Origin of the sequence: Acinetobacter calcoaceticus (genome assembly GCF_051947995.1) — a bacterium.
Taxonomy (GTDB): Bacteria; Pseudomonadota; Gammaproteobacteria; order Pseudomonadales; family Moraxellaceae; genus Acinetobacter.
On record NZ_JBLVVH010000008.1, the window covers coordinates 71,347 to 96,360 of the forward strand.

Below are 25,014 nucleotides of genomic sequence, written 5' to 3' on the forward strand. Positions count from 1 at the left end.
ATGGATTTATTTTGCAGAGCGAAATATAATGGCAAGCTATTGCTTTATTATATTTGAGTATCGAATGTCTCAGAAATCAGAAACTGAACAACCCATAAATTTTGATGAGATACGCCTGGATCCGATTTCACATATTCATCGGGAAAATAACCCACAATTTATTGCTTCTTTGGCACGCGGTTTAGAACTGCTACGCTGTTTTTCGGTCAACAATCAGGTTCTGGGTAACCAGGAACTGGCCAAGATGACCGGTTTACCCAAACCCACCATTGCCCGTATTACCAATACTTTGGTGTCCTTGGGTTATTTGAAACAATTGCCGGGCTCAACCAAATATACACTGGATATTGGGGTTTTATCTCTCGGTTATGCCGCCCTATCCAATATCTCTATCCGTAATATTGCGCATCAATATATGGAAGAGATGAGCCAGTACGTTCAGGCGCCGGTCGCCATGGCTACACGTGACCGCCTGAATATGGTCTATATCGATGTGGTCCAGACCGAAACAGCATTAAATATGCGTCGCCCGATCGGATCAACCTTACCACTGCACAGTAGTTCGATGGGACGGGCTTGTTTAGCCGCAACTCCTGAACGTGAACGTAATTTTTTACTTGATGCGCTTAAACAGAAAAATCCTGAAAACTGGCCTGCAATCAAACGTTCTCTGGAACGGGCATTCCGTGATTATCAGGATTATGGCTACTGCCTGTCTCTAGGCGAATGGCATAAAGAAGTGAATTCGGTCGCTGTGCCTCTGGTCAGCTCGAAACACGGTCTTTATGTGTTTAACTGCGGCGCACCAAGTTTCCATTTAAATCCGGAAAAACTCGAAGGTGAAATTGGACCACGTTTAATCCATATGGTGCATAACATTCAAGATGCCTTGAGTGAAACGCATTAACACAGCCAGATTGAGCGATGCCTGATCATGGTTGAGGATTAACATGCCAATTTCGTTGTGACAATAGACATGATGAAAAATGCACTCTATACCCCGACCATCATCCTGATGGCAATTGCAGCAGGTATCTGTACTGGCGGCAATTACTTTAGCCAACCCTTAATTCATTCGATTGGCTTGAGCATGAGTCTGGATGAAACCACCACGGCCTGGGTGCCCACGCTAGCGCAGATTACCTATGCCTGTGGTTTGCTGTTCCTGATGCCTTTAGGCGATATTCTGGAAAAACGTAAACTGCTGTTTAGCTTCATGTTACTGGCAGCATTCGGACTGATTCTCAGTGGTTTTGCCGCTAATATTTATCTTTTAATCTTGGGAACCATCATTACCGGCCTGTTCTCCAGCTCGGCACAACTGTTATTACCCCTTGCCGCCAGTCTGGTTCCGATCCAGCAGAGTGGACGTGTAGTGGGCTTCCTGCTCAGTGGTCTGATGATGGGGGTTTTACTGGCTCGTTCCCTTTCCGGGCTGATGTCTACCCTGTTTGACTGGCATGTAATTTATCTGCTGAGTGGATTTCTGTTACTGGCCATTGCGATTATCCTGTACCGTAATATCGGATTGTTTCCCCCAACCAAATCCGAGAACTATCTTTCCAGCATACGTTCACTGCCACAGATTTTTCTGAATAGTCCTCGCCTTAGAACACGCACCTATATCGGGGGGTGTACTTTTGCCTGTGTCAGCCTGATTTTTACCACCATGTCGCTGCTATTGGCGCCTGCACCCTATTTTTTTAGTGATTTTAGTATTGGTTTATTTGGGTTTGTCGGTATTCTGGGAACCTTTATTGCCAATTTTTCAGGCAAGTTTATTGATCAGGGCTATGTCCATAAAATTTCGGTTTATTGTGGTCTTGGCCTGATTTTAAGCTGGCTGTTCTTTCTCCTGCTTCCCTATCATTTTCTCTTTTATATCCTAGGTTTACTTCTGCTCTACGCAGCACTATCGGCAGTCCATGTCACCAACCAGAGTATTGTATTCAAGCTGAATCAGGAATTACGTTCACGCTTTAATGCGTTGTATATGACGGGGTATTTTGCAGGTGGAGCGCTCGGCACTACGGCTGGAAGTTATGCCTGGAAACATTTTGGCTGGACAGGCGTTTGTATTCTGGGACTTGTTTTTGCGGTTTTATGTTTATTTTTCTGTATTCGGGATGCCAAAAGCCAGCATAGTGAATGATGCTGGCTTTTTAAAACGATAAGACTTAACTAATCTCGGTACGGATATTATTCACCATATGTAATAAACGTGGTGCAATATCTTCCTCAAGTTTTTCTCGGTTCATGATAAAGCTTGGTCCACCACAGTTAAACACCAGCAAACCATGCTGTTCATGAACCAAGGGCACAGCGACCGAGTTGACATCCTTATGCCATTCACCTACGGAAAAACAATAGCCAAAGTCCTGATAATCCTTAAAGGCCTTATCCAGATCGCGGTTAATCTTGATCCAGTCCTCTTTATGCTTGCTACGAATCGCATCCAGCAAAAACTCCCGTTCATCTTCTGGCATGGCTGCCAGACAGGCACGTCCCATTGAGCTCAGATGAATGGGTAAGTAGGTCCCCACCTGACGTCGCATGGTCATATTGCCTTTACCCTGTACCACATCCAGATAGATCATATTCAGGCGATCACGTGTAGCCATGGCAACTGCAGCACCGGCATAGTCCGCCAGATTTTTCATATAAGGATGTGCAATTGAGCGGATCGACACATTGGACAACATGGAATAACCAAAAGCCAATACCCCAACCGAGAGCTGGAATTTACTTGAATTTGGTACCTGCTTGATATAGCCCAAACGCGATAAGGTATGGGTTAAACGGGTAATGGTTGGCTTGGGTAAACCCGTCATCTGCGCCAGTTCCTGATTGCCCAGATGTTGATGCTTGGGGGTAAAGCAACGTAGCAGTTCTAAACCGCGGGCTAAAGCCGTGATAAATTGACGGTCATTTTCATCCTGCATGTCTTCAATCGGATGCAATAATTCATGCCTTAAAGGCGCTAATAATTTTTCTGTCTGTTCTGCATCTACGGCATCATTCATGATTCTACCAATCTACTTCTTTATTTCGCACTGCGAAAATTATAATCTATTTTTTCTATAATAAACAGTGAAAAGCATTTTCTGCTTTATCTGGGCAAGCAAAATAATAGTCATATATAGCCCATGCCAAAATACAGATGCATTTTGACATGGGTGCATGTTTTATCCAACAATTCCTTTCAGCTTGAGTTGCTGCAGTTTTTCTGGTGAAAGTATCCGGCTGAGAATCGTATCGGTATGTTGCCCCAATAAAGGCGGTGCAGTTTTATACTCGACTGGCGTTCTTGAAAGTTTAATCGGCGATCCAATCACGGTCAGCTTTTTGCGTTGCGGATGCTGCATCTCAACCAGCATTTCCCTTGCCTGCACCTGTGGTTCCTGAAAAGCCTGCTCCAGATTATTGATCACACCCACCGGAACTTTGGCGGCATGAATGGCAGCAACCCAATCATCTGCACTCTTGCTTAAAAAATGTTTGGATAAAATTTCGATGATTTCCTCACGATAGCGGATACGGTCGGCATTGCGTCGAAACCGGGGATCATTCGGTAAATCAGCTAAACCGATACTGCTACATAACTGAATAAACTGGGTATCATTGCCACAGGCAATAATAAACTCCCGATCAGCAGCTTTAAATACCTGATAAGGCACGATATTGGCGTGTGCATTACCATAACGCTTGGGGATATTTCCTGAGGAAAGATAATTCATACCCTGATTGGCCATGGTGGCAATTTGTACGTCAAGCAGCGCCATATCAATATACTGCCCCAAACCTGTCTCATGGCGGTTAAGCAACGCAGCCTGAATGGCAATGGTTGAATAAAGCCCGGTCGCCAGATCCGAAAACGCCACCCCGACTTTTTGCGGACCGCCACCTGCTAAATCATCCTTTTCACCGGTGATGGACATTAATCCGCCCATGCCCTGGATAATAAAATCATAACCGGGCTCTTCTGCACGTGGGCCATTTTGCCCAAAACCGGTAATTGAACAGTAGACCAGACCAGGGTTAATAGCAGCTAAAGACTCATAGTCCAAACCATATTTTTTTAACGAACCCGCCTTATAGTTTTCAATGACAACATCGCTATCCAGAATTAAAGCCTTGATCAGCTCCTGTCCTTCAGAGCTGGCAATATCAATCGCCACCGAGAGCTTGTTCCGGTTGGTCGACTGATAATAAGCTGCCTCTTGCGTGTCTTGTCCTGAATTATCCTTCATCCAGGGTGGTCCCCAAGATCGGGTATCATCTCCAAGCTTTGGCCGTTCTACCTTGATCACTTCTGCACCCAGATCAGCAAGTATCTGGCCACACCACGGTCCAGCCAGCACCCGACTCAAATCAAGTACACGAATTCCATTTAAAGCACCCATGTTTATCCCTTCAATTTACAGCTTATTTCCCAGATGAAAACTTATTTAACAAAAGTTTCGCATAGCGATATATATTTTTAATATACAAACAAGATTTTAAAAAATCAAACCCTAATTTCCCATTAAAAAATATGATTAATTTCCAATAAATATAGATGAATTAAATCAACAGATTAGAAAAAACAAAATACAAATAATATATCGCATTGCGAAATTTACTTTCAAAATATATTGTTTTGCGGCTTTTCTTTGATTACTATCGCATCAATATTGATGATTTTACGAACACCGTATGGCTGTTTTTAGCTGTATGTACAAAGGATATGACTATGATTCGTGATCAGGAAACGCTGAACCAGCTGGTCGATATGATTCGGCAATTTGTTGAAGGTGTCTTGATTCCTCATGAAAATGAAGTCGCTGAAACGGATGACATTCCTAAAGATATCGTTGAGCAAATGAAAGCTCTCGGATTATTCGGTTTAACCATTCCAGAACAATACGACGGTCTTGGGCTGACCATGGAAGAAGAAGTCTATATCGCCTTCGAACTTGGTCGTACCTCTCCTGCTTTTCGTTCTCTTATTGGAACGAATAATGGCATTGGTTCTAGTGGACTCATTCTTGATGGGACGGAAGCGCAAAAATCTTTTTTCTTACCCCGTTTAGCACGTGGTGAAGTGATCAGTTCTTTTTGCTTGACCGAACCGGATGCTGGTTCTGATGCGGCATCTTTAAAAACCAGTGCAGTAAAAGATGGTGACTTTTATATTTTAAATGGAACCAAACGCTTTATTACCAATGCACCGCATGCAGGTGTATTTACAGTGATGGCACGAACCAGTCCGGATATTAAAGGTGCAGGTGGTATTTCGGCCTTTATCGTGGACAGCAGCACCCCGGGGATTTCTCTCGGTAAATGCGATAAAAAGATGGGACAAAAAGGTGCGCATACCTGTGATGTGATTTTTGAAAATTGTCGCGTACCCGCTTCGGCATTGATTGGTGGCATAGAAGGCGTTGGTTTTAAAACGGCGATGAAAGTTCTGGATAAAGGCCGACTGCATATTGCAGCGCTCAGTGTCGGGGCAGCAACACGGATGCTGGATGATGCATTGAATTACGCGATCGAGCGTAAACAGTTCGGTCAGCCGATTGCCGAATTTCAACTGATTCAAGCCATGCTGGCTGACTCTAAAGCCGAAATCTATGCAGCTCGATGTATGGTGCTGGATGCAGCACGCTTACGCGATCACGGGCAAAACGTCAGTACAGAAGCCTCTTGCGCCAAAATGTTTGCCACTGAAATCTGCGGTCGCGTGGCGGATCGTTGTGTACAGATTCATGGCGGCGCCGGCTACATCAGTGAGTATGCCATCGAACGCTTTTACCGCGATGTCCGTCTGTTCCGTTTATATGAAGGTACCACGCAAATTCAACAAATGATTATTGCCCGAAACATGATCCGGGCGGCGTCTTAATCAACTCCCCAGCACTTTAAACGACTTAAGGTGCTTTAAAAAATCAAATGTAGGTAATGGATTATGGCTACACACGACAATTTACCCGTTTCCGCTGTACAGGCCCGCACCTGGAAAATTGCTTTTATTTTTGCTTTTCTGGCTCTACTGGTCGATGGCGCCGATCTGATGCTGCTGTCTTATAGCTTAAACAGTATCAAGGCAGAATTTGGCTTAAGTTCGGTTCAGGCCGGAATGCTGGGGAGTTTTACCTTGGCAGGTATGGCGATTGGCGGGATTTTTGGCGGCTGGGCATGTGATAAATTCGGACGCGTCCGCATCGTTGTGATTTCTATTCTCACCTTTTCGCTATTAACGTGTGGCTTGGGTTTTACCCAAAGCTTTATGCAATTCGGAATTTTAAGATTCTTTGCTTCACTTGGTCTGGGTTCACTTTATATTGCCTGTAATACCCTCATGGCAGAATATGTTCCCACCCGTTATCGTACCACTGTACTCGGCACCTTACAGGCTGGCTGGACTGTGGGATATATTGTGGCAACGCTTCTGGCTGGCTGGATTATTCCAGATCATGGCTGGCGTATGCTGTTTTATGTCGCGATTGTTCCGGTCATGATTGCCGTATTGATGCATCTGCTTGTTCCAGAACCTGAAGCATGGCAGCAGTCCCGTTTAAAACAGTCAAATGCCCCAGCAAATACCGAAAAAGCTTCTGCCTTCAAACTGATCTTTCAAGATAAACGTAATCGGAACATGTTTATTCTGTGGGCTTTAACCGCAGGTTTTCTACAGTTCGGTTATTACGGCGTAAATAACTGGATGCCGTCCTATCTGGAAAGTGAACTGGGCATGAAGTTTAAGGAAATGACCACGTATATGGTCGGCACTTATACTGCCATGATTCTGGGTAAAGTACTGGCAGGTATGATGGCAGATAAACTGGGCCGCCGTTTTACCTACGCCTTTGGTGCAATTGGCACTGCGATTTTTCTCCCGCTGATTGTGTTTTATAACTCTCCAGACAATATTCTGTTTTTGCTGGTCACATTCGGCTTCTTATATGGCATCCCATACGGCGTAAATGCAACCTATATGACCGAGAGTTTCGCGACTGCTATCCGTGGTACCGCGATTGGCGGTGCGTACAATGTCGGTCGTTTAGGTGCCGCAATTGCACCAGCAACCATCGGCTTTTTAGCCTCTGGCGGTTCGATCGGTTTGGGTTTTGTGGTCATGGGTGCAGCCTACCTGATCTGTGGTGTGATTCCGGCACTGTTTATCAAGGAAAAACAATATGATCCACAGAACTCTTAAGAGGATACGACTGAACATCACGGGGTAGCGTACATACGCGATGATGGCTTGAATATACTGATCTGTTCAATGTATTCATGCAGGAGAATTCATCTTCTTCTTACCCAAAAGCTTAGGGTATTGATCACTCTAAGATTGAACTTTTTAGGTAAACCTAGTCCTCTCGAGGGCTAGGTTTAAAAAAGAAACCTATCAATTGCATGCGTTAACGCATTAAATGGCTGATCTTTTCTACATCAATCATCGTACACTGATTAAATTGAGCGAAACGCTGTAACTCCAGCTCTAAAGCGTTGATAAAAGCCTCCCGATCCTGCATATTCGGATCTTCCAAATGCAGAGCAATGACTTCCAGTCGCTTTTCACGTCGGTGCACTTTACAATCCATACGACCCACAAAGCGATCTGCATACAACAGCGGTAAACAAAAATAACCGTATTGTCTTTTCGCGGCCGGGACATAGCATTCGATGCGATAATTAAAGTCAAATAAGCAATCCAAGCGCTCCCGATGAATCACCAGATTATCAAAAGGAGACAATATTTTAAGTTCCGGCTGAATGATGGGCTGATGTTGCAATATGGCGCTGGCAGCATAAACCGTCTGTCCATTTTCGAGTTGCAAAACCTTCACCAAACCCGCATCAATATAGTCATCCAGAACAGTACGCATTACATGACGCAGCTCTTTTCCCTTTAAATGTAATAACTGTTTCCAGGTAAATACGCCATGGGCCCGTATATTCATTTTTAATAAATAATCAGCATATTCATGCAAAGTCGGTGTGCTGAGATCGATGCCCGGAGGTAGACAACGCTCCGTCAGGTCATAGACTTTCTCCATCCCGTTACGCTCACAAATCATCAGGTCGCCTTGCATAAATAACTGTTCAAGCGCTTTTCGGCTTGGTCCGGCATTCCACCAGCCAGCGGAACCTTCCCGCGTTTGCTTTTCCATCTGTCGAAGCTGAATTTTACCTTCTGCCCTGACCCGTGCCAGAATTTCATTCATCAAACGCTGATCTGCTCTGAAATAGCGGCTTTCGCCATTTCGGATTGCATTCATCAACGGTATGGCATAACGATAATCCCGCATCGGCAGATAAGAAGCTGCATGCGCCCAGTGTTCAAAAATCTGTTGCTGTTGCACCAGCTGATTTAAATGGTCCAGCTGATAATCAGGCACCCGATTCCACAAGACATGGTGATGGGCACGCTCAACTACTGAAATGGTATCAATTTGCACATAACCCAGATGTTCAATCGCGTTCAGGGTTCCGGATAATCCCTCACCGAATATGTCATTTTTGTGCAGACCTTGATGAGACAAGGCCAAAGCTTTTAATAATGAAAGCATAGTTTTATCATTTATATTGTTTTCGTGAATCCAGAGGAAGGCTCATGCATTGAGTCAACCCAGCCCCTATACATTAACACATCCGGCCTGATTATTTGGCCTGTATATAAAAGCGTGGCGCCTGACCTAAAGAACGTTTAAACGCTGCTGTAAATGCACTGCTACTGCTATAACCAAGCGCAATTGCCACCTCGGTAATCGACTGGCCCAGCTCCATACGCGTCAAGGCATTGAGTAAACAAGCCTGTTGCCGCCAATGACTAAAACTCATCCCCGTCTGTTGCCGAAAAATTCGGGTAAAATTACGACGGCTCATCCCGACCTGTTCGGCTATCTCATCCAGATCATGATCTAAGCTCGGTGCTTTTAATAGTTGCAGACATAATGCTGCCAGACGTGGCTCTTGTGGCAAAGGTGCATTCAACGGCAATTCAGGCATCAAGGCAATTTCTGCAATAATCAGTTGCATCAAATAGTCATCCCGCCCGCCCAGTTCATATTCAGCAGGCAAATCTACAGCGCTAGATAACAGTTCATGTAATAACGGCGATACATTGATCACCGCACAATCACCAGGCAAACCTGCCTTACTTGCAATGTCTGGAAGTATATAGGCACTACGGGTTTTGGTGAGTCCCCCCATGTGTACCTCATGGTCAATTCCAGCGGGAATCCAGAGTGCCCGTTTTGGCGGCACCACCCAGCTGCCTTTACTGGTCGTGACGGTTAATACCCCTGTGATCGCATACAGGCATTGTCCCCGGGCATGACGATGGCTTGCCAGAATCTGGCCATCCACATAATCATTGCCCGTCGCCATCACATTACGGGCGACATCCTCAAAATCGTTGACCTGAATATTACGCATTGCCTTGGTCCTTCAAAATGGCCTGAACTCGATACTATATGTCCCAAATATGATTGTGGGCCGCTTTCAGTTCAGTTTAGGATATGAATGCTGAAAAACAAACCTTCTTCAATATCACGATTTAAGCTAAAACAGCATGTTGGAGCACACATGGCAAATCATACAGGAACGCTTGAGAACACAGGTCCACAAGCGCAATTTCCGCCACAAGATCAACCACAAAAATTCGTGTTAGGTATTGTCGGTGCAGTCGCATTTGCCCATCTCTTAAATGACTCGATTCAGGCGGTGGTCACTGCAAGTTATCCCCTGCTCAAAGCAGAGTTTTCATTGAGTTTTGCCCAGATTGGCTGGATTGCTTTGGTTTATCAAATCACGGCCTCATTATTACAACCGTGGATCGGCCTGTATACCGATAAACATCCTAAACCGTATTTACTCCCTGCCGGGATGTTTGCCACGCTCATTGGTATTGGACTGATGGCAACAGCAGGCAGTTATCACAGCCTACTTTTTGCTGCGGCACTGATTGGGGTGGGTTCATCCACCTTTCACCCTGAAGCTTCTCGTATTGCGCGCACGGCCTCGGGTGGCCGTTTTGGTACGGCGCAATCCATGTTTCAGGTTGGCGGAAATACCGGTTCAGCCCTTGGCCCCTTAGTCGCTGCTGCCGTGATTATTCCTCACGGACAAGGTGCAATTGGCTTATTTGTTTTAGTCGCTGCTTTAGCTATTTTTGTGTTGTTACGCGTAACCAAATGGCTGGTTAAACAAGCACCAGTACAACGCCTCGCCAGTCAACGTGCTATGTCGACTTTGACGCGTCAACAGGTCATTCAGGCTATGGCCGTGATCTGTATTTTACTATTTGCCAAGTTTATTTATATCGCAGCCATTACCAACTATTTTACCTTTTACCTCATTGAAAGATTTAATGTTTCAATTCAAACCTCTCAGCTCTACCTATTTATATTTTTAGGTGCTGTTGCACTCGGTACTTTTGCAGGTGGTCCAGTCGGTGACCGTATCGGACGTAAAGCCGTGGTTTGGGTGTCTTTCCTGGGGATTGCGCCATTTGCCCTGATGTTGCCTTATGTCGGCCTAACGGGAACTGCCATTCTGGTGATTATCATTGGTCTAGTGATGTCTTCAGCTTTCTCTGCGTTGGTGGTCTATGCTCAGGAAGCAGTACCCGGTCGGGTGGGCATGGTCGCAGGCTTAATGTTTGGACTAATGTTTGGCATTGGCGGAATTGGTGCAGCAGGTTTAGGCCATTTGGCAGATACACATGGCATTGTCTGGGTCTATAAACTTTGTTCTTTCTTACCTTTGTTAGGTTTTATGACTGCGTTATTACCCAACACTAAAAAGTAATTTTTATCTTCCCTATCAGACAACAGCCACTCTCGACTGTTGTCTGACCTGTAAAACATTAAAGTGATTCAGACCTAATCTATTTTAATAAAATATACAGATTCACCAGACTGAATCGGCGGCTCTGCAAATGGGACAATGATAATGCAATTGGCAGCAGCAAAACCATCGATCTGAAAAGCTTGTTGTGGAATGACCTGTAGCGAATATTGATCATCTGCTTCAAACTGGTAGCGTCCCCATAATAATGTTCTATACATTGGATCAGACTCAAGCTGCTGGTCGATCCTGCCTTGCAAATATAGATTCTCAAAAAAATCAGGATCATGCTTATTTAAAATATATTTCACAAATACGTGCATCAACAACGCAACATCATGCATATTACCCGGTAGGCTGATAATTGTCGTTCGATCTTCAGTGATCTCTGTCCGTATTTCCCTTAGCTGCCCACGTTCACCATAACGGTTTACGACCTGAGAGAGTCTAGGGCTTCGGTCATTACTCTGAAAAATCCGGAATTCACTGGCTGGCACACAACGTGTCATAACGGGACCATCACCATTGCCTTGATAAAAGTTAGCCAGCTTTGAAAGCCCTAATCCAGAACCATAATGATTTAAAGGTGACCAGCATAAAATAATGTCAAACTCAGGAATTTGCTCATCAAAAAACTGATGATATTCGTCCCAAGCGGAAGTCAAGCTTCCATCTAATGCGGGATGTCCAGCTTCTTGATGGTAATTAAATGCTCCGTCATAACGTGCCGGTTTATGCGGTTTAATCTCAACCTCACCATACCCCCATGTTTTTAGCAAATCTTTGAGGTATAAGCATTCTTCACTGATTTCCCCCGCTTCATCGAAAGGAAACATATTAACAATCAGGATTTTAGGGTGTCGATAAATAGATAGCTCTGTAATACCCGCACGTCTGAGTGCGACTAAGCGTTCAGGTGTAATTTTCTGATTTTTTGCAAGGATTAAATCGCCTTGTTTAAACACACTGCCTTGTTGAATAACACCTTGCATCGGCGCAATCGTTTTTTTTATTTTTACACCGCTGCTCTTACCAGAGAAATCTAAGCGTTTATCCTGTTCTAAAATAATAGTATTTACCCCTTCAGGAAGTCTGGTAAATTTAGGGATCTTGATTATATATCTGTCCAGATCGAGTTTATAAGGATTAATAGAGTGATATAGCTGCTGTGTCCAGAAATACAAATCTCTTTCTATCACCAGATTTTTTGAACTAACCTGCTGAGTGATATTCGAATCAATGCCCCAGCCTTCATAGGCAGAAAAATTGTGCAGGGGAAAATCCTGTAATGCATAATGATCGTCGGTATTGATCTGGTTAAGTGCATCATCCAGCTTAACCCGCTGTTTTACATTTCCTTTTGGTAAATATTGATGAATGCGGTAAAAGGCATCCGTTAATCTACAGGGAAGGTTTTCAGGTACAGGCAATCGATTGAACATCTATATTATTCCGCAGTGTACTGATAAAGTAAGTACGACTCTATTATTTATAATGATAAAAATATGACAGCTTTTAAAAATATAATTATCCCTTCATACTGAAGAATAAAAAATATTAAAGAAAAAGCCCCAGCAAAAAAGCCAGGGCATTTTAAATGATTTACTAGAAAAATAGCGCTTAATATATAAACACTTAAAACATATACTTTTATAATCTTGAAGGTAATTTAAATCATTCAATAATCAAATCTTTGGCTGGGATACCCTCACCATAAATAGGTTTTAAAGTTTTTTCATAAGCTTGATGAATAACCCCCTCTTTAGCCAACTTTTCTAAATCCTGGTTTAACCAATCCAGCAATTCTTTATTGCCTTTTTGTACAGCAGGTGCAATTAAATCTTGCTCACCCAGATTGGTAATGCCGACGGCGTAATTTGGATTTTCTTTCGCCCAGGCCAGTACCAATAGATTGTCATGGGCCAAAGCAGCACCACGACCATCTTTTAGTGCATCAAAGGTTTCGGTATTTTGCTCATATTTTTGCAGCTTAATTTCAGGATGTTGTTTGCTAAAAAAAGAGTCCGCTGTGGTGCCCTTATTCACTAATAGAGTCTGATCCTTTAATTGAGCGATATCCGTAATCGGTTTATTTTTTGGAGACACCACACCTAAGGCAACTTTTAAATAAGGCTTGGCAAAATCCACCACTTGCTTACGTTCAGGGGTCACGGTGAAATTGGCAAAAATAATATCGACTTTATTAGCTTTCAAATATTCAACACGATTGGCAGCTTCTGTAAGCACAAACTGAACCTTGTTTTCATCTCCCAATAAATCCTTGGCCACATGCTTGGCAATTTCCACATCAAAACCTTGGTTTTTACCTTGTGCATCCAGATAACCAAAAGGCGGCTTATCGCTAAACACCCCAATACGTACCACACCATTTTTCTTGATCTGCTCGATACTGGAAACCTGAGCTGAGCTATCTGCTGATTTTTCTGCCGACTGTGGCGTCTTGTTACATGCGGTGAGACCCAGACTGAATACAGAAGCCAGCAACAGTTTTTGAATATTTGAGAATGTTATTGTCTGCATATCGTTACCTCTATTTTTAACCTTTTCATTTATGTTATTGCTTCGCTAAATCGACATCTAAAAAGATATTAGGATTCACTTTTTCACCGTATATCGGCTTTAAGGTTTGGTCATAAATCTTTTGAACTTCGCCCGTGCTGCGTAGCTGTTTGATTTCATCATTGAGCCAGTGCAGCAATTGGGTATTGCCTTTTTTCACGCCTGCGGCGATAAAATCTTCATTGCCAATCTGTGGAATACCGACCACATAATCCGGATTCTTGGCAGCCCATGCCAAGGCATAGGTACTGTCTTGGGAAATCGCATCACCCCGACCATCGATGAGGGCATTAAACGCATCGGTATTTTGTTCAAACTTCAACAAATTCACTTTTGGATAGTTTTTAGTGAAATAGCTGTCCGAGCTTGAGCCTTTATTCACAATTAAAGTTTTGCCTTCCAGACTTTTCACATCGGTAATGGCTGTGGCTTTAGGTGAAACAATGCCTAGTGATGCCTTTAAATAAGGTTGGGAAAAATCCACCACCTGTTGACGTTCGGGTGTCACAGAGAAGCTGGCAAAGACCACATCGACTTTGTCTGACTTTAAAAATTCAACCCGATTGGCTGCTTCTGTGACGACAAACTGGATTTTATTTTCATCTCCGAGCAAATCTTTGGTCACACGCTTCGCCAAGGCGACATCGAAGCCCTGATTTTTACCAGCACTGTCCACATAACCAAACGGCGGGTTATCCGCGAACACTCCAACCCGTAGCACATCATTTTTCTTGATCTGCTCCAAGGAGCTATCTGCTGTACTCGTTTTGGGTTCTGATGAAGCCGGTTTATTACACCCTGTTAATATGCCTGCCACCAGCACACAGCTAATGCCAAGCCTTACCGTTTTTATTTTCGATGTATTGCCAGATCGTCCGGCGACTAAATGTAATCTCATCACGTCCTCTGATTGCTTTTAATAATTCAAGATATTTAAAAAAGTTTTGGCCCGTTCCGTCTGCGGATGCTTAAAAAAATCCTCAGGGGTGCTTAGCTCGATAATCTGGCCCTTGTCCATAAAAATAATGCGATCTGCCACTTTGCGGGCAAAGCCCATTTCATGCGTAACAATCAGCATGGTCATGCCCTCTTGTGCCAGTTTCAGTACCACATCTAGGACTTCGCGTACCATTTCCGGGTCTAAGGCCGCAGTAATTTCATCCAGTAGAATGACTTTGGGCTGCATTACCAAGGCACGGACAATGGCAATCCGCTGTTTCTGCCCACCTGATAGATTAGATGGATAATCATATTTACGATCCAGTAGACCCACGCGCTGCAATAACTGATCTGCCAGTTGTTCCACTTCTGCACGTTGGCGTTTTTGTGCTTTTAGCGGACCCAGCAGAATGTTATCAATCACATTCATATGCTTGAAAAGTTCATAGTTCTGAAACACCATACCAATCTGCTGACGTACGCTATCCCAAGGCAAGTCCTGCCCAAGCACGCCCACATCTTTGAGCTGAATTTCTCCCTGCTGAATCGGTTCCAGCCCATTGATACAGCGCAACAAGGTGCTCTTTCCACAACCGGATGGCCCCAGAATCACTACCACTTCACCTTGTTGCACATTCAGATCAATGCCATGCAATACCTGACTTTGCTTATAAAATTTATGTAAATGCCGTATCGATAACAAAGTCATGCGTTTTCCCACACTTTTTCTAAATGCGCTGCTAAAAGCGATAATGGATAACAAATCAGGAAATAAAGAATAAAGATAAAACCGTAGATCCATAACGATGCGCTAGGGACCGTCAATAATGAATTTTCAATAATCTGCTGCCCTACCTTCAGCACTTCCACCATACCGATCAATACCGCCAGAGAGCTGGTTTTGATCATCCGAGTAAACAGATTCAGTGCGCCCGGGGTAACCCGTTTTAGGCTTTGCGGAAAAATCACATAAACCAGAGTTTGTACATGATTTAGACCTACGGCATAAGCTGTATCACGTTGATGCTGATCGATCGAAGTGATAGAAGCACGAACCAGATCCCCCATTTCCGCGGTTCCCCATAAGGTAAAGACAAAAATACAGACCCAAAATGATGACAACTGCCAGTTAAACCATGTCGCCAGACCAAAATAGAACACAAATAACAGCACCAGAATCGGTACAATCCGAATGGTTTCCAGATAGAAACGGCACAGGATCTTGACCAGCAAATTTCTAGAGGTCATGATCACGCCAAAAATGGTGCCGAAAATGGCTGATAAAAATACCGATAAAAAGGCAATTTCAATGGTTTGCAACAAGCCATACAGCAAACGTTCGACATGGCTCGGTTGAAATAAATACTCAAGTCCCATGGCTCACCTTGCGACTGCGATATTCCAGATAACTGGTCAGTGCTGAAACAGGTAGCAAGATCATCAGATAAGCCACGATTAACAGAAATAAAGCTTCGGTGGTTTTATAATCCATCCCGATCAGGTCTTTGGTCACAAACAGAAGTTCTACCACTGCTATGGCACTTAAAACCGAGCTTTCTTTAATCAGGAACAAACAGTTTGCGCCAATGGCAGGAATGGACAGCGATAACGCTTGGGGAAATACCACATATTGAAAGACTTGCACGGCGTTTAATCCTACACTTCTGGCCGAATCAATTTGCCCTTGCGCAACAGACTGCAAACCCGCACGGAAAGCTTCTGCCATGTAGCTACCGCCAAGAAAAGTCAGGCCAATCACACCACAGCTAAAACCATCCAGTTTGATGCCAATCTTGGGCAAACCGTAGTAGAGAAAAAATAGCTGAATGAGCAAAGGGGTATTGCGGGAAACCTCGATATAAACTTTGACAATTTTATTGAGTATCCGAACCTGATATGTGCTGATGATGCTACAGATCAGCCCAAGCAGAATAGAGAGTACGATACCGATAAAGGAGATTTTTAAGGTCATGAGGGTGGCCGCATAGAACTGCGGCAGCACACTCTGTATATACTGCCAATCCAAAGAAAACATCCGAATGAAAAATTGATTCTTTTGATAAATACATTGTTGTTATTTATCTTTGGATGAGTCTAATCTGGTTGAAAATTCACATAAAATATTATTATTTGCTAAGCTTTGCTGAAATTGGAATGATGATTTTTTAGTTAAGTAAAAAATAAAAAAGTGGCGATATTTCAGATTAAATACCGCCATTCTTAAATAAAAAATCATATTTCAACAAGAAAATGAAGTTAAACTATAAAACTTATTCGGCATGGCACCATTTTAAAAAATAACCGCTTTCGTCATATATTTTATGGGCCAATGAATACGGACAATGTATTAAAAAATACCACCCTAAATAACCATTTTCTTCATCCATTTTATCCATTTCTGCTTTACCCACCCATGCCTGTTTCAGCAACGTAATTTGCTCTTGTGGAGAACCAGTGAGATGCTCACCATCTAGAGACGGCTCTTGACTATTCAATGTATAAAATAAACACCAGTCACCACTTTCCAATAGTACTAATAAGGCTTTAAAAAATGCTGCTTCTGGATCATATTCAATTGAGATATTGGGATGTTCCTCCTTAACTGCATCAGAATTACAGGCAAACCACAAATCAGCCAAGCCCATAGTAAGATTATACTTTTTTAGATTATAAATAATTGCATCTATTTGATTCATTGAAACTTTAACTCCAGAGTACGCTTGTTTATCCCAGCAGGCTTTTGAATCTCAATTGTAAATCGCGCTTTTGAAACATCTTGTGATAAAGAGAAATTCCTTAATACCACGGTGCTACCATCTGCTTGAGGTACACGAATAATGTATCCAGGCTGACCACTTAATGAAGTTTTTCCTTTAATCGGTTGATACATTGGGTTACCTGTGCTTGGTAACGTTCTAATTCCAGCTATTTCTTTAAAAGCTGTATAAATATCATCATTAGAAGCACCTTTATAAACAGCCGCCCCTGAAGAAATCGATGGTTTTAGCCAAGGCATTATTTTCAACAAAATATTGCCTTCTTTAAATATTTTAGTAAAAAATGTATGAGAAAATTAGGCCTATATTCTCACTTTCAAACTAGTCGCCCCCCTCACAATCCATTACAATCACTTCTTTTTTGTTCAGCGCATCTTATTTTGAGTACTTCCTCTCCCCAATTAAAACGTGGGCTTAAAAATCGTCATATCCACCTAATCGCTATGGGCGGTGCGGTGGGTACAGGTCTGTTTTTAGGTTCTGCTCAAGTGATCCAGTCTGCTGGCCCTTCGATTATTTTGGGCTATGCCATTGTTGGCCTGATCGCATTTCTGATCATGCGTCAAATGGGTGAAATGATTGTAGAAGAACCTGTCGCAGGCTCTTTTAGTTATTTTTCACAAAAATATTGGGGAAGATTTGCTGGTTTCTTATCGGGTTGGAATTATTGGGTCGTCTATATTCTGGTGGCAATGACTGAGCTGACAGCCATTGCCAAATATATCCATTATTGGTGGCCACATATTCCAGCGTGGATCTCGACCTTGTTTTTCTTCATTGTGGTGACCTGCTTAAATCTAGGCAATGTGAAGTTTTACGGCGAATCTGAATTCTGGTTAGCCATTATCAAAGTCGTTGCTGTCATTTCCATGATTGTGTTCGGTCTGTACCTGTTGCTGACTGCAGGAGCTGATTCTACTGCTAGTTTCACCAACTTATGGCAACACGGCGGATTTTTCCCGCATGGTTTCTCTGGTCTGTTTTATATGCTGGCCTTTTTAATGTTTGCTTTTGGTGGCATTGAATTGATCGGTATGACTGCTGCCGAGGCAGAAAATCCTGAGAAAAGCATTCCGCAAGCTATCAATCAGGTGATCTTCCGGATTCTGATTTTCTACGTGGCTTCGCTTGCCATTATCATGTCACTCATTCCATGGAATCAACTGGATTTGGGCGGTCTGGATAAAAGCCCATTTGTGATGATTTTTAGCCAACTCGGGATTGATTGGGCTGCACATTTACTCAATTTTATTATTTTAACCGCCGCACTCTCTGTGTATAACAGCGGCATGTATGCCAATAGCCGGATGTTGTATGGCTTGGCTGTTCAAGGCAACGCCCCAAAAGTTTTTGCAAAAGTCAGTCAACAAGGTGTGCCGATGCCTGCGGTAATCTTTTCTTCGATTTTGATTTTTGGCTGTGTATTACTGAATTATTTTGTACCGGAACAAGCCTTAAGCCACTTGATGTATATGGCGGTTGCAGCGCTGGTCCTAAACTGGGCCATTATTAGCTTTACCCATTTAAAATTTAAACGTGCCATTCAGGAACAAGGCAAAACCGTCAAATTCCCGGCCCTATTCTCACCCCTGAGTAATTATCTGGTTTTGGCATTTATCGTGATGATTTTATATATCATGTGGACGCAAGGCTTTAAGGAATCAGTGATTTTAATTCCGGTCTGGATCATGTTTATGTTTGGATTATTTAAATTCTTGAAATGGAATAAATCACTCTAATATCTACCTCACAATACGCATCTACAGCAATCTTTAAAAATAGACTGTAGATGCGTTATGACTTATCAAAAATATATAAAAACAAGATAGGTCTGATTTGTTATCAGGTTAATCCATTTGCTACTATAGCCCTATCCTATTCATTGTCCGACCTAATGTCTGAACCGCAACTTTCTCTTAGCGACTATCTAGCAACCGTACAGGAAATCATTCGCCTGACCTTTGACGAGCCAGTCTGGGTGAAAGCCGAGATTCGCAATCTCAGTATCAAGGGTGGACATTATTATCTTGAACTGGCTGAAAAAGAACAGGACACCGACAAAGTCATTGCCAGCTGTAAAGCCACGATCTGGAAATTTACTGCCGCAAAAATCGTGCTGAAGTTCGAGCGTGAAAGTGGCATTGAGCTATCCAGAGATTTGAATGTATTGATTAAAATCAAGGCTCGCTTCGATCCGCAATACGGTTTCTCTGTCAATATTGAAGATATCGACTCGAGTTTTACCCTCGGTGATATTGCCAAACGTTATCAGCAAATCTTGGCCAGACTCAGCAGTGATGGTTTACTTGCCCTCAATAAAGCGCTTCCCACACCATTTGATATTGAACATGTATTGGTGATTGCACCCGAAAATGCAGCTGGATTAGGTGACTTTAAGAAAGATGCCGACGCATTACAGCAAGCAGGTGTCTGCACTTTTGTCTATCACACCGCGACTTTTCAGGGGAATACCGCAGCCAATAGCATTATGGAGTCCTTAGGCACAGGACTACGTCAATGGGCAGCAGATTACACCATTCCGCCCGACCTGATCGTGATCATTCGAGGTGGCGGTGCAGTCAACGATCTGGCCTATTTAAATGACTATGATCTGGCCGCCCTGCTATGTAAACGTAAAGTACCGATTTGGGTCGGGATTGGACATGAAAAAGATCGAACCATTTTAGATGAAATTGCGCATCGTTCCTTCGATACGCCAAGTAAGGTGATTGCAGGTATCCGCAATCTGATCTCGCAACGTTCTGTAGAAGTGATGGAATATTTTCAAAGCATCAAATTGCTGTCTCAACATCAGATTACGGCTTATCAAAGCCAGAATGAGCAGTTGATTCATCGTATCAGGTCACAGGCTGAGAACCAGATCAGCACCAGCCATATGCAGCTTCAGGTTGCCAGATCAACACTACAATATTTTGCCAAGCAGCAACTCAAAACGGCCTCGACTCAAATCGAAACCTTGATGCGGGAAACTTTATTGCAAAATCCCAGAAACGTACTCGCCAAGGGTTATGGCATTGTCCGTAGTGAAAACAAGGCGATTCGCTCTATCCATCAAGCGGGTTCATCCCTATCTATTGAAATGCAGGATGGCTATATCCATGCCAAGCTTACCGAGGTGATTGACCATGATGAAGAAAGAACTAAGTTTTAAAGACGGTTATGCATTATTAAAAAAAAATGCCGAACTACTGGAAGCGCAGGAACAACCGGATATTGATAATTTAATGAAAATCGTCGAGGAATCAATGACGGCTTATAAAGCCTGTAAATCCAGAGTCGATGCAGTGCAACTGGCCTTGAATGAAACCTTTAAGGACAGTGAGTCATAGAGAACCCAAAGGCCAATTGCTGTGATTAACGATCAGCTTTGACTCACGCCCTATTTTCTTATGTAACAGTCAATTCAAGACTTAAATTAATAACCATAGGTGAATGGCAAACGGCCCGACCAATACCATCAGGATACCCGCAATCACCATGGTTAAACTGGCAATCACCCCTTCCTCACTATTACGTTGCTGCGCCCGGGCTGTACCAAAACCATGAGCTGCATTACCGAATGCGGCACCATTGGCTACCGCTGAACGGATTTTGGTGAATGCTAAAATAGCATCGCCACAAATCATCCCGACCAAGCCGGTAATTACGGTAAATAACGACACCAGTGCAGCCGAACCATGAATATCTTCAGCGAGAATCATCGCAAAAGGTGTTGAAATTGAACGGGCCATCAAACTGTTGGTGACTTCGGGACTGAAATGAAACAGTTGTGCCATCTCATAAGCCGACATAACCCCCACACTCATGCCGACAATGATCGCGATGGATAACACCCCCAGGTTTTTACGGATGGTATCGCGATAGCGGTAAATAGGCACAGCAAAGGCAACCGTTGCTGGTCCAAGCAAATTCACGATCCATTGCGTATCTTGGGCATAAGTCTGATAGGAAATGCCAAAAATCGTCATCAATACAATCGTGAGCACCGGCACACTAATCGCAGGTGAAAGCCATAATTTAGGATGTTTCTGATAGAGGCGTTTTGCAACCACATAGGCGAGCAACGTCCAGATCAGACACAGGATTGACCAGATATTCATGTGAAATGCCTTTAGATATGCTTATGCTGAAACGCTTTACGTGTTTGCAAATAGCTTTTGAGACGATTGTAATAATGAATGGTTAAGCAGGTGCTCAACATCACCAGAATTGTGCCTAAGGCAATACTCAGTACAATCTGCCAGCCTTCAGTCATAAATAAGGTTTTGTATTGGACTACGGCAACAACTACAGGTACAAAAAATAGCAATAACTCGCCTAAAACCACCGTAGCCCCCATGGCCACCTGCTCTATTTTAATCAGTTTTAGAGACAGACAGATCAGCAATAACAACATGCCTAAAATCCCTGCGGAGATCGGGACACCGAGTTGTTGATGCAGAATATAGCCTGCGCCCCAAAAAGCCGCCAGAATTAAAATCTGTTTGAGCAATGTGAACAAGTTATTGGGAGAAAACGTTGCAGAAGTGGATTCAGTACTCATGACAAGCAAATAAATTAGTGAACTACCTCATTATGCTAGCCCAGTGCTATTCGGAAAATATGAATTATTCATGTTAATATTATGCCTAAACGGAATAATATTACCTTTATTATGCTTTCCTTCAAATCACTTCAATGCTTTGTCACGCTAGTCAAAACCAAAAGTTTTACCCGTACCGCAGAACAGCTCTATCTGACTCAACCGACCATCAGTAAAATCTTGCAGCAGTTGGAAGAACAACTGCAGGTACAGCTCTTGGTAAAACCTGAACACGGCAGAAAAAGACAGGTTGAACTGACGGAAATTGGCCAGCGCATCTATCAACATGCACTCGAACTTCTTCAAGCAGAACAAAATATTTTTCTGGAAATCGAAAATTATCAGCAACTAAAAACTGGCACTTTAAAGTTGGGAGTTCCGCCTTTAGGCTCGCAACTGCTGACCACCGCCCTATTTGATTATCATCAACAATGGCCAGAGATCGAGCTTGCCTTTCTTGAGGTCGGTTCCAAAGGAATTGAACAGGCGTTATTAAATAATGAACTGGACGTAGGCGTGTTGCTGCATCCTTTTGACCAGCACATTTTTAATAGCATTGAATTGTGTGATTATCCGTTGATGGTACTATTAAGACGAGACGCAGCGTGGGCAACACGAAAGAAAATACATCTAGAAGAATTACAGCATCAATCCTTTTTGATGTTTCCTGAAAACTTCTCGCTGAATCGTATTATTCTGGATGCCTGTGAACAGCATGGTTTCTACCCAAGCATTGCCTGCCGTACCAGTCAATGGAACCTGCTGGCAGATATGGTGCTGCAGCGTATGGGTATTGCCCTGTTACCGCAATATTATACCGACATGCTCGATCCCGATTTATTTGCCGCCATTCCCCTAGAAAAGCCAAATATTCAGTGGCATCTGGCTATGGCATGGAAAAAGAATCTGCCCGTCTCTCCGGCAGTACAGGCCTGGCTACATGTGATTGATCAACACTTTCAGATCATGCAATCAAAATCTGATTAATCAGGCTTCAGTCTTGTTGATTCAAAAACGGTTAAAGTTTTGCCACAAAAAACCCACTCAATCCTGCGCTGGCTCACCTACACTGAATCAATCGATTCATGATATGGCCAATAAAAATGAAGGATTCAAACTATATCCCACCTAAAGTCTGGCAATGGACTGGCGAAAAAACTGATCTCAACCAGCCCACCTCAGGGAGTCGCTATGAGCACAAGCTCCCGGTCGGAAAGCACCCATTACAGTTATATTCACTTGCCACTCCGAACGGACAAAAAGTCACGATTCTACTAGAAGAATTACTCGCGCTTGGACATGTCGAGGCAGAATACGACGCATGGTTAATCAAAATTGGTGAAGGCCAACAATTCGGTAGCGGCTTTGTTGAAATTAATCCGAACTCTAAGATTCCCGCCTTGGTGGATCATAGTCAAAATCCACCCCTCAGGGTATTTGAATCAGGTTCAATCCTGTTCTATCTGGCTGAAAAATTTAAAGCCTTTATTCCCACTGACATTGCTGCACGCACCGAATGTTTAAACTGGTTATTCTGGCAAATGGGCAGCGCACCTTATATTGGTGGGGGTTTAGGACATTTTTATGCCTATGCGCCCGTAAAAATTGAATATGCGATTAACCGTTTTGCGATGGAGACTAAACGTTTACTGGACGTATTAGACCAACATTTATCAAAGCACGAATACCTCGCAGGTCAGGAATATAGCATTGCCGATATTGCGGCTTTTCCGTGGTATGGCAGCGTTGTCAAAGGCTGGGTTTATAATGCGGATGAGTTTTTAAGCGTCGATCAGTATCAACATGTGCAACGCTGGGCCGATGCCATACTGGCGCGCCCTGCGGTACAACGTGGTCGTATGGTGAATCGTACTTTTGGCGATTTAGCCAGTCAACTGCATGATCGGCATGATGCCAGTGACTTTGAGACCAAAACCCAAGATAAGTTGCAATGAGAGTAAAAAACCTCTTGGCTTAGACAAGAGGTTTTTCTGAATCGTTAAATAGTCGATCTCATTCAAGCTGAATATGAGAAAACAACTCTATTTTCAATAAACTAAAAATATTTAAGCAACGGAATATGCTTATTACGATGTTTAAAGGAAGAGAATTTCAGCATCGCCGGATATAAAACAATGCTTAAAATCACAGCAATCCCCCACACTGTCGCCATGTGATCCACGCCATAATAATCGCCATAATTATGTCCCCAAATACCTACAGCAATAATATATAAGGCTTTAAGTACAAATAAATGCACGATGTAGAAAAACATTGGTACCGAGCCAAAGATGATTAAAGGCTTGACCCAGTTTTTGGTTTCAATCTTCTGTAATAAGACCAGAATAATAAGTCCGATACCCACATTCCATAAAATGAAAAATAATGAAGGTGGATATTTGGTCAAGTTCAGGAAACTCATCAATGTTTCACTCCACGTTGGCATCATTTCCCAAGCTTGGTCACCATAAATGTTGAGCATCCTTAATACGAAAAATAAAGCAATGCCAATCAAACCAAAAGTGAAGAGCATACGATTCTTTTGCTGAGTCGTCTTCGGTTTGCCAAAAACAACCTGGCCAAGACCATAACCTAAAGTAATCACACCAATCCAAGGCAACACGGGATACGATGTTCTGACCCGTAGCACATCTCCAAAGTTGATCCAGCCCCGTTCATGTAAGACCAACCATACCGCATTCATCACAGAACCCTGTGCGAATGAAATATGGTCCATTAAATTATGCCCAAAAATGATCAGCAAACTAATGCCCCACAGCAGTTTTTGTGGCAAGCCAATGAGTAATGCCAAGGCAATCATACTAAAACCAATGGCCCAAATGACTTGTAAATAAATCACATCGGGCGGGAATTTACCTGTCCACGCGAAATTGACAATCAGTAGTTCGAGTCCAATTAAAAATAAACCACGCTTCAACAAAAATTCGCGCGTCATCGTAATACTATTATTCTTGGCCTGATAGAGATAAGCAGATAAACCGGTCAGCACCACAAAAACGGGTGCACAAAGATGGGCTAAAACCCGGCTAAAAAACAGTGATCCTTCTGTTTCAGAAATCACCATCGGATCCGGAACTTGATGATGTAAGTAAAAGGTTTCCCGTACATGATCAACCATCATGATCAGAATCACTAACCCTCTTAGTGCATCAATCGCTTGTAAACGTTGAGATAAATCAGACATAAAATCATAAATAAATTAAAGTTATGTTATATCATAACAATAATTAGTGATTGAATGAAATAATGGCTGGCAAA

At 43.0% G+C, this 25,014-nt stretch carries 25 protein-coding genes; 10 read left to right on the forward strand and 15 right to left on the reverse strand.

Features of this window, described 5'->3' with window-relative positions:
- Nucleotides 1–64: 64 nt before the first annotated feature.
- Together ACNQO6_RS14850 and ACNQO6_RS14855 are read left to right on the forward strand one after the other, a co-directional pair.
- Nucleotides 65–907 (forward strand): IclR family transcriptional regulator, encoded by an 843-nt coding sequence (locus tag ACNQO6_RS14850; protein WP_009515938.1) that lies wholly within the window; start codon nucleotides 65–67, stop codon nucleotides 905–907.
- Nucleotides 908–976: 69 nt separating this feature from the next.
- Complete coding sequence (locus ACNQO6_RS14855) at nucleotides 977–2,152, forward strand: MFS transporter (protein ID WP_440209456.1); 1,176 nt, start codon at nucleotides 977–979, stop codon at nucleotides 2,150–2,152.
- A gap of 25 nt (nucleotides 2,153–2,177) precedes the next feature.
- Here the strand turns inward: ACNQO6_RS14855 and ACNQO6_RS14860 are convergent, their stop codons facing one another.
- Together ACNQO6_RS14860 and ACNQO6_RS14865 are read right to left on the reverse strand one after the other, a co-directional pair.
- The gene (locus ACNQO6_RS14860) at nucleotides 2,178–3,023 is read right to left on the reverse strand and encodes an IclR family transcriptional regulator (protein ID WP_005231232.1); all 846 of its coding nucleotides are present in this window, start codon (nucleotides 3,021–3,023) and stop codon (nucleotides 2,178–2,180) included.
- A gap of 162 nt (nucleotides 3,024–3,185) precedes the next feature.
- Entirely contained in the window at nucleotides 3,186–4,403 is a 1,218-nt protein-coding gene (locus tag ACNQO6_RS14865) for a CaiB/BaiF CoA transferase family protein (protein ID WP_440209457.1), read from the reverse strand.
- A gap of 329 nt (nucleotides 4,404–4,732) precedes the next feature.
- Between ACNQO6_RS14865 and ACNQO6_RS14870 the strand changes: the two genes are divergently transcribed.
- Both ACNQO6_RS14870 and ACNQO6_RS14875 read left to right on the forward strand, forming a co-directional pair.
- The gene (locus ACNQO6_RS14870; RefSeq protein ID WP_440209458.1) at nucleotides 4,733–5,884 is read left to right on the forward strand and encodes an acyl-CoA dehydrogenase family protein; all 1,152 of its coding nucleotides are present in this window, start codon (nucleotides 4,733–4,735) and stop codon (nucleotides 5,882–5,884) included.
- A gap of 63 nt (nucleotides 5,885–5,947) precedes the next feature.
- Nucleotides 5,948–7,198: an MFS transporter gene (locus ACNQO6_RS14875; protein ID WP_343581424.1), complete on the forward strand. Its 1,251-nt coding sequence runs from the start codon at nucleotides 5,948–5,950 to the stop codon at nucleotides 7,196–7,198.
- Between the two features lie 205 nt (nucleotides 7,199–7,403).
- On the opposite strand, the gene ACNQO6_RS14880 is transcribed toward ACNQO6_RS14875, so the two are convergent.
- Nucleotides 7,404–8,555 (reverse strand): winged helix-turn-helix domain-containing protein, encoded by a 1,152-nt coding sequence (locus ACNQO6_RS14880; protein ID WP_440209459.1) that lies wholly within the window; start codon nucleotides 8,553–8,555, stop codon nucleotides 7,404–7,406.
- A 91-nt stretch (nucleotides 8,556–8,646) separates the two neighbouring features.
- Nucleotides 8,647–9,423: an AraC family transcriptional regulator gene (locus ACNQO6_RS14885; RefSeq protein ID WP_440209460.1), complete on the reverse strand. Its 777-nt coding sequence runs from the start codon at nucleotides 9,421–9,423 to the stop codon at nucleotides 8,647–8,649.
- 150 nt (nucleotides 9,424–9,573) lie between these two features.
- On the opposite strand from ACNQO6_RS14885, the gene ACNQO6_RS14890 reads away from it, so the two are divergent.
- Nucleotides 9,574–10,797: an MFS transporter gene (locus tag ACNQO6_RS14890; RefSeq protein ID WP_440209461.1), complete on the forward strand. Its 1,224-nt coding sequence runs from the start codon at nucleotides 9,574–9,576 to the stop codon at nucleotides 10,795–10,797.
- A gap of 74 nt (nucleotides 10,798–10,871) precedes the next feature.
- Here the strand turns inward: ACNQO6_RS14890 and ACNQO6_RS14895 are convergent, their stop codons facing one another.
- From ACNQO6_RS14895 to ACNQO6_RS14930, 8 genes are all read right to left on the reverse strand, one after another.
- Nucleotides 10,872–12,278, reverse strand: coding sequence for a molybdenum cofactor biosysnthesis protein MoeA (locus tag ACNQO6_RS14895; RefSeq protein ID WP_440209462.1), 1,407 nt, complete (start codon nucleotides 12,276–12,278; stop codon nucleotides 10,872–10,874).
- Nucleotides 12,279–12,510: 232 nt separating this feature from the next.
- Nucleotides 12,511–13,377 (reverse strand): cysteine ABC transporter substrate-binding protein, encoded by an 867-nt coding sequence (locus tag ACNQO6_RS14900; RefSeq protein WP_440209463.1) that lies wholly within the window; start codon nucleotides 13,375–13,377, stop codon nucleotides 12,511–12,513.
- Nucleotides 13,378–13,411: 34 nt separating this feature from the next.
- Complete coding sequence (locus tag ACNQO6_RS14905) at nucleotides 13,412–14,314, reverse strand: transporter substrate-binding domain-containing protein (RefSeq protein WP_440209464.1); 903 nt, start codon at nucleotides 14,312–14,314, stop codon at nucleotides 13,412–13,414.
- A gap of 18 nt (nucleotides 14,315–14,332) precedes the next feature.
- A complete protein-coding gene (locus tag ACNQO6_RS14910; protein WP_440209465.1) occupies nucleotides 14,333–15,064 on the reverse strand; it encodes an amino acid ABC transporter ATP-binding protein in 732 nt (243 codons plus the stop codon).
- Complete coding sequence (locus ACNQO6_RS14915; protein ID WP_032866812.1) at nucleotides 15,061–15,732, reverse strand: amino acid ABC transporter permease; 672 nt, start codon at nucleotides 15,730–15,732, stop codon at nucleotides 15,061–15,063. The genes ACNQO6_RS14910 and ACNQO6_RS14915 overlap by 4 nt, the downstream gene beginning before the upstream one ends.
- The gene (locus tag ACNQO6_RS14920; protein ID WP_038345077.1) at nucleotides 15,722–16,381 is read right to left on the reverse strand and encodes an amino acid ABC transporter permease; all 660 of its coding nucleotides are present in this window, start codon (nucleotides 16,379–16,381) and stop codon (nucleotides 15,722–15,724) included. Before ACNQO6_RS14920 ends, ACNQO6_RS14915 begins: the two co-directional genes overlap by 11 nt.
- Nucleotides 16,382–16,625: 244 nt before the next feature.
- A complete protein-coding gene (locus ACNQO6_RS14925; protein ID WP_440209466.1) occupies nucleotides 16,626–17,051 on the reverse strand; it encodes a hypothetical protein in 426 nt (141 codons plus the stop codon).
- Entirely contained in the window at nucleotides 17,048–17,371 is a 324-nt protein-coding gene (locus tag ACNQO6_RS14930; RefSeq protein ID WP_440209467.1) for a hypothetical protein, read from the reverse strand. The genes ACNQO6_RS14925 and ACNQO6_RS14930 overlap by 4 nt, the downstream gene beginning before the upstream one ends.
- Before the next feature lie 141 nt (nucleotides 17,372–17,512).
- On the opposite strand from ACNQO6_RS14930, the gene ACNQO6_RS14935 reads away from it, so the two are divergent.
- The 3 genes from ACNQO6_RS14935 (at nucleotide 17,513) to xseB (ending at nucleotide 20,482) form a co-directional block, all read left to right on the forward strand.
- Nucleotides 17,513–18,871 (forward strand): amino acid permease, encoded by a 1,359-nt coding sequence (locus ACNQO6_RS14935; protein WP_440209468.1) that lies wholly within the window; start codon nucleotides 17,513–17,515, stop codon nucleotides 18,869–18,871.
- 155 nt (nucleotides 18,872–19,026) lie between these two features.
- Complete coding sequence (gene xseA / locus ACNQO6_RS14940; protein WP_440209469.1) at nucleotides 19,027–20,304, forward strand: exodeoxyribonuclease VII large subunit; 1,278 nt, start codon at nucleotides 19,027–19,029, stop codon at nucleotides 20,302–20,304.
- Entirely contained in the window at nucleotides 20,279–20,482 is a 204-nt protein-coding gene (gene xseB, locus ACNQO6_RS14945; protein WP_440209470.1) for an exodeoxyribonuclease VII small subunit, read from the forward strand. Before xseA ends, xseB begins: the two co-directional genes overlap by 26 nt.
- An 81-nt stretch (nucleotides 20,483–20,563) precedes the next feature.
- Here xseB and ACNQO6_RS14950 read toward each other — a convergent pair whose 3' ends face one another.
- Together ACNQO6_RS14950 and ACNQO6_RS14955 are read right to left on the reverse strand one after the other, a co-directional pair.
- Entirely contained in the window at nucleotides 20,564–21,253 is a 690-nt protein-coding gene (locus ACNQO6_RS14950) for an LrgB family protein (RefSeq protein WP_440209471.1), read from the reverse strand.
- Between the two features lie 11 nt (nucleotides 21,254–21,264).
- Complete coding sequence (locus ACNQO6_RS14955; protein WP_440209472.1) at nucleotides 21,265–21,696, reverse strand: CidA/LrgA family protein; 432 nt, start codon at nucleotides 21,694–21,696, stop codon at nucleotides 21,265–21,267.
- A gap of 111 nt (nucleotides 21,697–21,807) precedes the next feature.
- Here ACNQO6_RS14955 and ACNQO6_RS14960 point away from each other — a divergent pair, with 111 nt between their 5' ends.
- Complete coding sequence (locus tag ACNQO6_RS14960; protein WP_325779674.1) at nucleotides 21,808–22,722, forward strand: LysR family transcriptional regulator; 915 nt, start codon at nucleotides 21,808–21,810, stop codon at nucleotides 22,720–22,722.
- A gap of 116 nt (nucleotides 22,723–22,838) precedes the next feature.
- Nucleotides 22,839–23,690, forward strand: coding sequence for a glutathione-dependent disulfide-bond oxidoreductase (gene yghU, locus ACNQO6_RS14965; RefSeq protein ID WP_440209473.1), 852 nt, complete (start codon nucleotides 22,839–22,841; stop codon nucleotides 23,688–23,690).
- Nucleotides 23,691–23,791: 101 nt separating this feature from the next.
- On the opposite strand, the gene ACNQO6_RS14970 is transcribed toward yghU, so the two are convergent.
- Nucleotides 23,792–24,940 (reverse strand): DUF1624 domain-containing protein, encoded by a 1,149-nt coding sequence (locus ACNQO6_RS14970; protein ID WP_440209474.1) that lies wholly within the window; start codon nucleotides 24,938–24,940, stop codon nucleotides 23,792–23,794.
- Nucleotides 24,941–25,014: the final 74 nt, after the last annotated feature.

Coding starts and splice junctions, on each gene's coding strand:
- ACNQO6_RS14950 (WP_440209471.1), bottom strand. CDS start 21,253: ATGAATATCTGGTCAATCCTGTGTCTGATCTGGACGTTGCTCGCCTAT.
- xseA (WP_440209469.1), top strand. CDS start 19,027: ATGTCTGAACCGCAACTTTCTCTTAGCGACTATCTAGCAACCGTACAG.
- ACNQO6_RS14855 (WP_440209456.1), top strand. CDS start 977: ATGATGAAAAATGCACTCTATACCCCGACCATCATCCTGATGGCAATT.
- ACNQO6_RS14905 (WP_440209464.1), bottom strand. CDS start 14,314: ATGAGATTACATTTAGTCGCCGGACGATCTGGCAATACATCGAAAATA.
- ACNQO6_RS14900 (WP_440209463.1), bottom strand. CDS start 13,377: ATGCAGACAATAACATTCTCAAATATTCAAAAACTGTTGCTGGCTTCT.
- ACNQO6_RS14875 (WP_343581424.1), top strand. CDS start 5,948: ATGGCTACACACGACAATTTACCCGTTTCCGCTGTACAGGCCCGCACC.
- ACNQO6_RS14850 (WP_009515938.1), top strand. CDS start 65: ATGTCTCAGAAATCAGAAACTGAACAACCCATAAATTTTGATGAGATA.
- xseB (WP_440209470.1), top strand. CDS start 20,279: ATGATGAAGAAAGAACTAAGTTTTAAAGACGGTTATGCATTATTAAAA.
- ACNQO6_RS14880 (WP_440209459.1), bottom strand. CDS start 8,555: ATGCTTTCATTATTAAAAGCTTTGGCCTTGTCTCATCAAGGTCTGCAC.
- yghU (WP_440209473.1), top strand. CDS start 22,839: ATGAAGGATTCAAACTATATCCCACCTAAAGTCTGGCAATGGACTGGC.
- ACNQO6_RS14885 (WP_440209460.1), bottom strand. CDS start 9,423: ATGCGTAATATTCAGGTCAACGATTTTGAGGATGTCGCCCGTAATGTG.
- ACNQO6_RS14890 (WP_440209461.1), top strand. CDS start 9,574: ATGGCAAATCATACAGGAACGCTTGAGAACACAGGTCCACAAGCGCAA.
- ACNQO6_RS14895 (WP_440209462.1), bottom strand. CDS start 12,278: ATGTTCAATCGATTGCCTGTACCTGAAAACCTTCCCTGTAGATTAACG.
- ACNQO6_RS14915 (WP_032866812.1), bottom strand. CDS start 15,732: ATGGGACTTGAGTATTTATTTCAACCGAGCCATGTCGAACGTTTGCTG.
- ACNQO6_RS14925 (WP_440209466.1), bottom strand. CDS start 17,051: ATGAATCAAATAGATGCAATTATTTATAATCTAAAAAAGTATAATCTT.
- ACNQO6_RS14865 (WP_440209457.1), bottom strand. CDS start 4,403: ATGGGTGCTTTAAATGGAATTCGTGTACTTGATTTGAGTCGGGTGCTG.
- ACNQO6_RS14860 (WP_005231232.1), bottom strand. CDS start 3,023: ATGAATGATGCCGTAGATGCAGAACAGACAGAAAAATTATTAGCGCCT.
- ACNQO6_RS14910 (WP_440209465.1), bottom strand. CDS start 15,064: ATGACTTTGTTATCGATACGGCATTTACATAAATTTTATAAGCAAAGT.
- ACNQO6_RS14970 (WP_440209474.1), bottom strand. CDS start 24,940: ATGTCTGATTTATCTCAACGTTTACAAGCGATTGATGCACTAAGAGGG.
- ACNQO6_RS14960 (WP_325779674.1), top strand. CDS start 21,808: ATGCTTTCCTTCAAATCACTTCAATGCTTTGTCACGCTAGTCAAAACC.
- ACNQO6_RS14870 (WP_440209458.1), top strand. CDS start 4,733: ATGATTCGTGATCAGGAAACGCTGAACCAGCTGGTCGATATGATTCGG.
- ACNQO6_RS14955 (WP_440209472.1), bottom strand. CDS start 21,696: ATGAGTACTGAATCCACTTCTGCAACGTTTTCTCCCAATAACTTGTTC.
- ACNQO6_RS14930 (WP_440209467.1), bottom strand. CDS start 17,371: ATGCCTTGGCTAAAACCATCGATTTCTTCAGGGGCGGCTGTTTATAAA.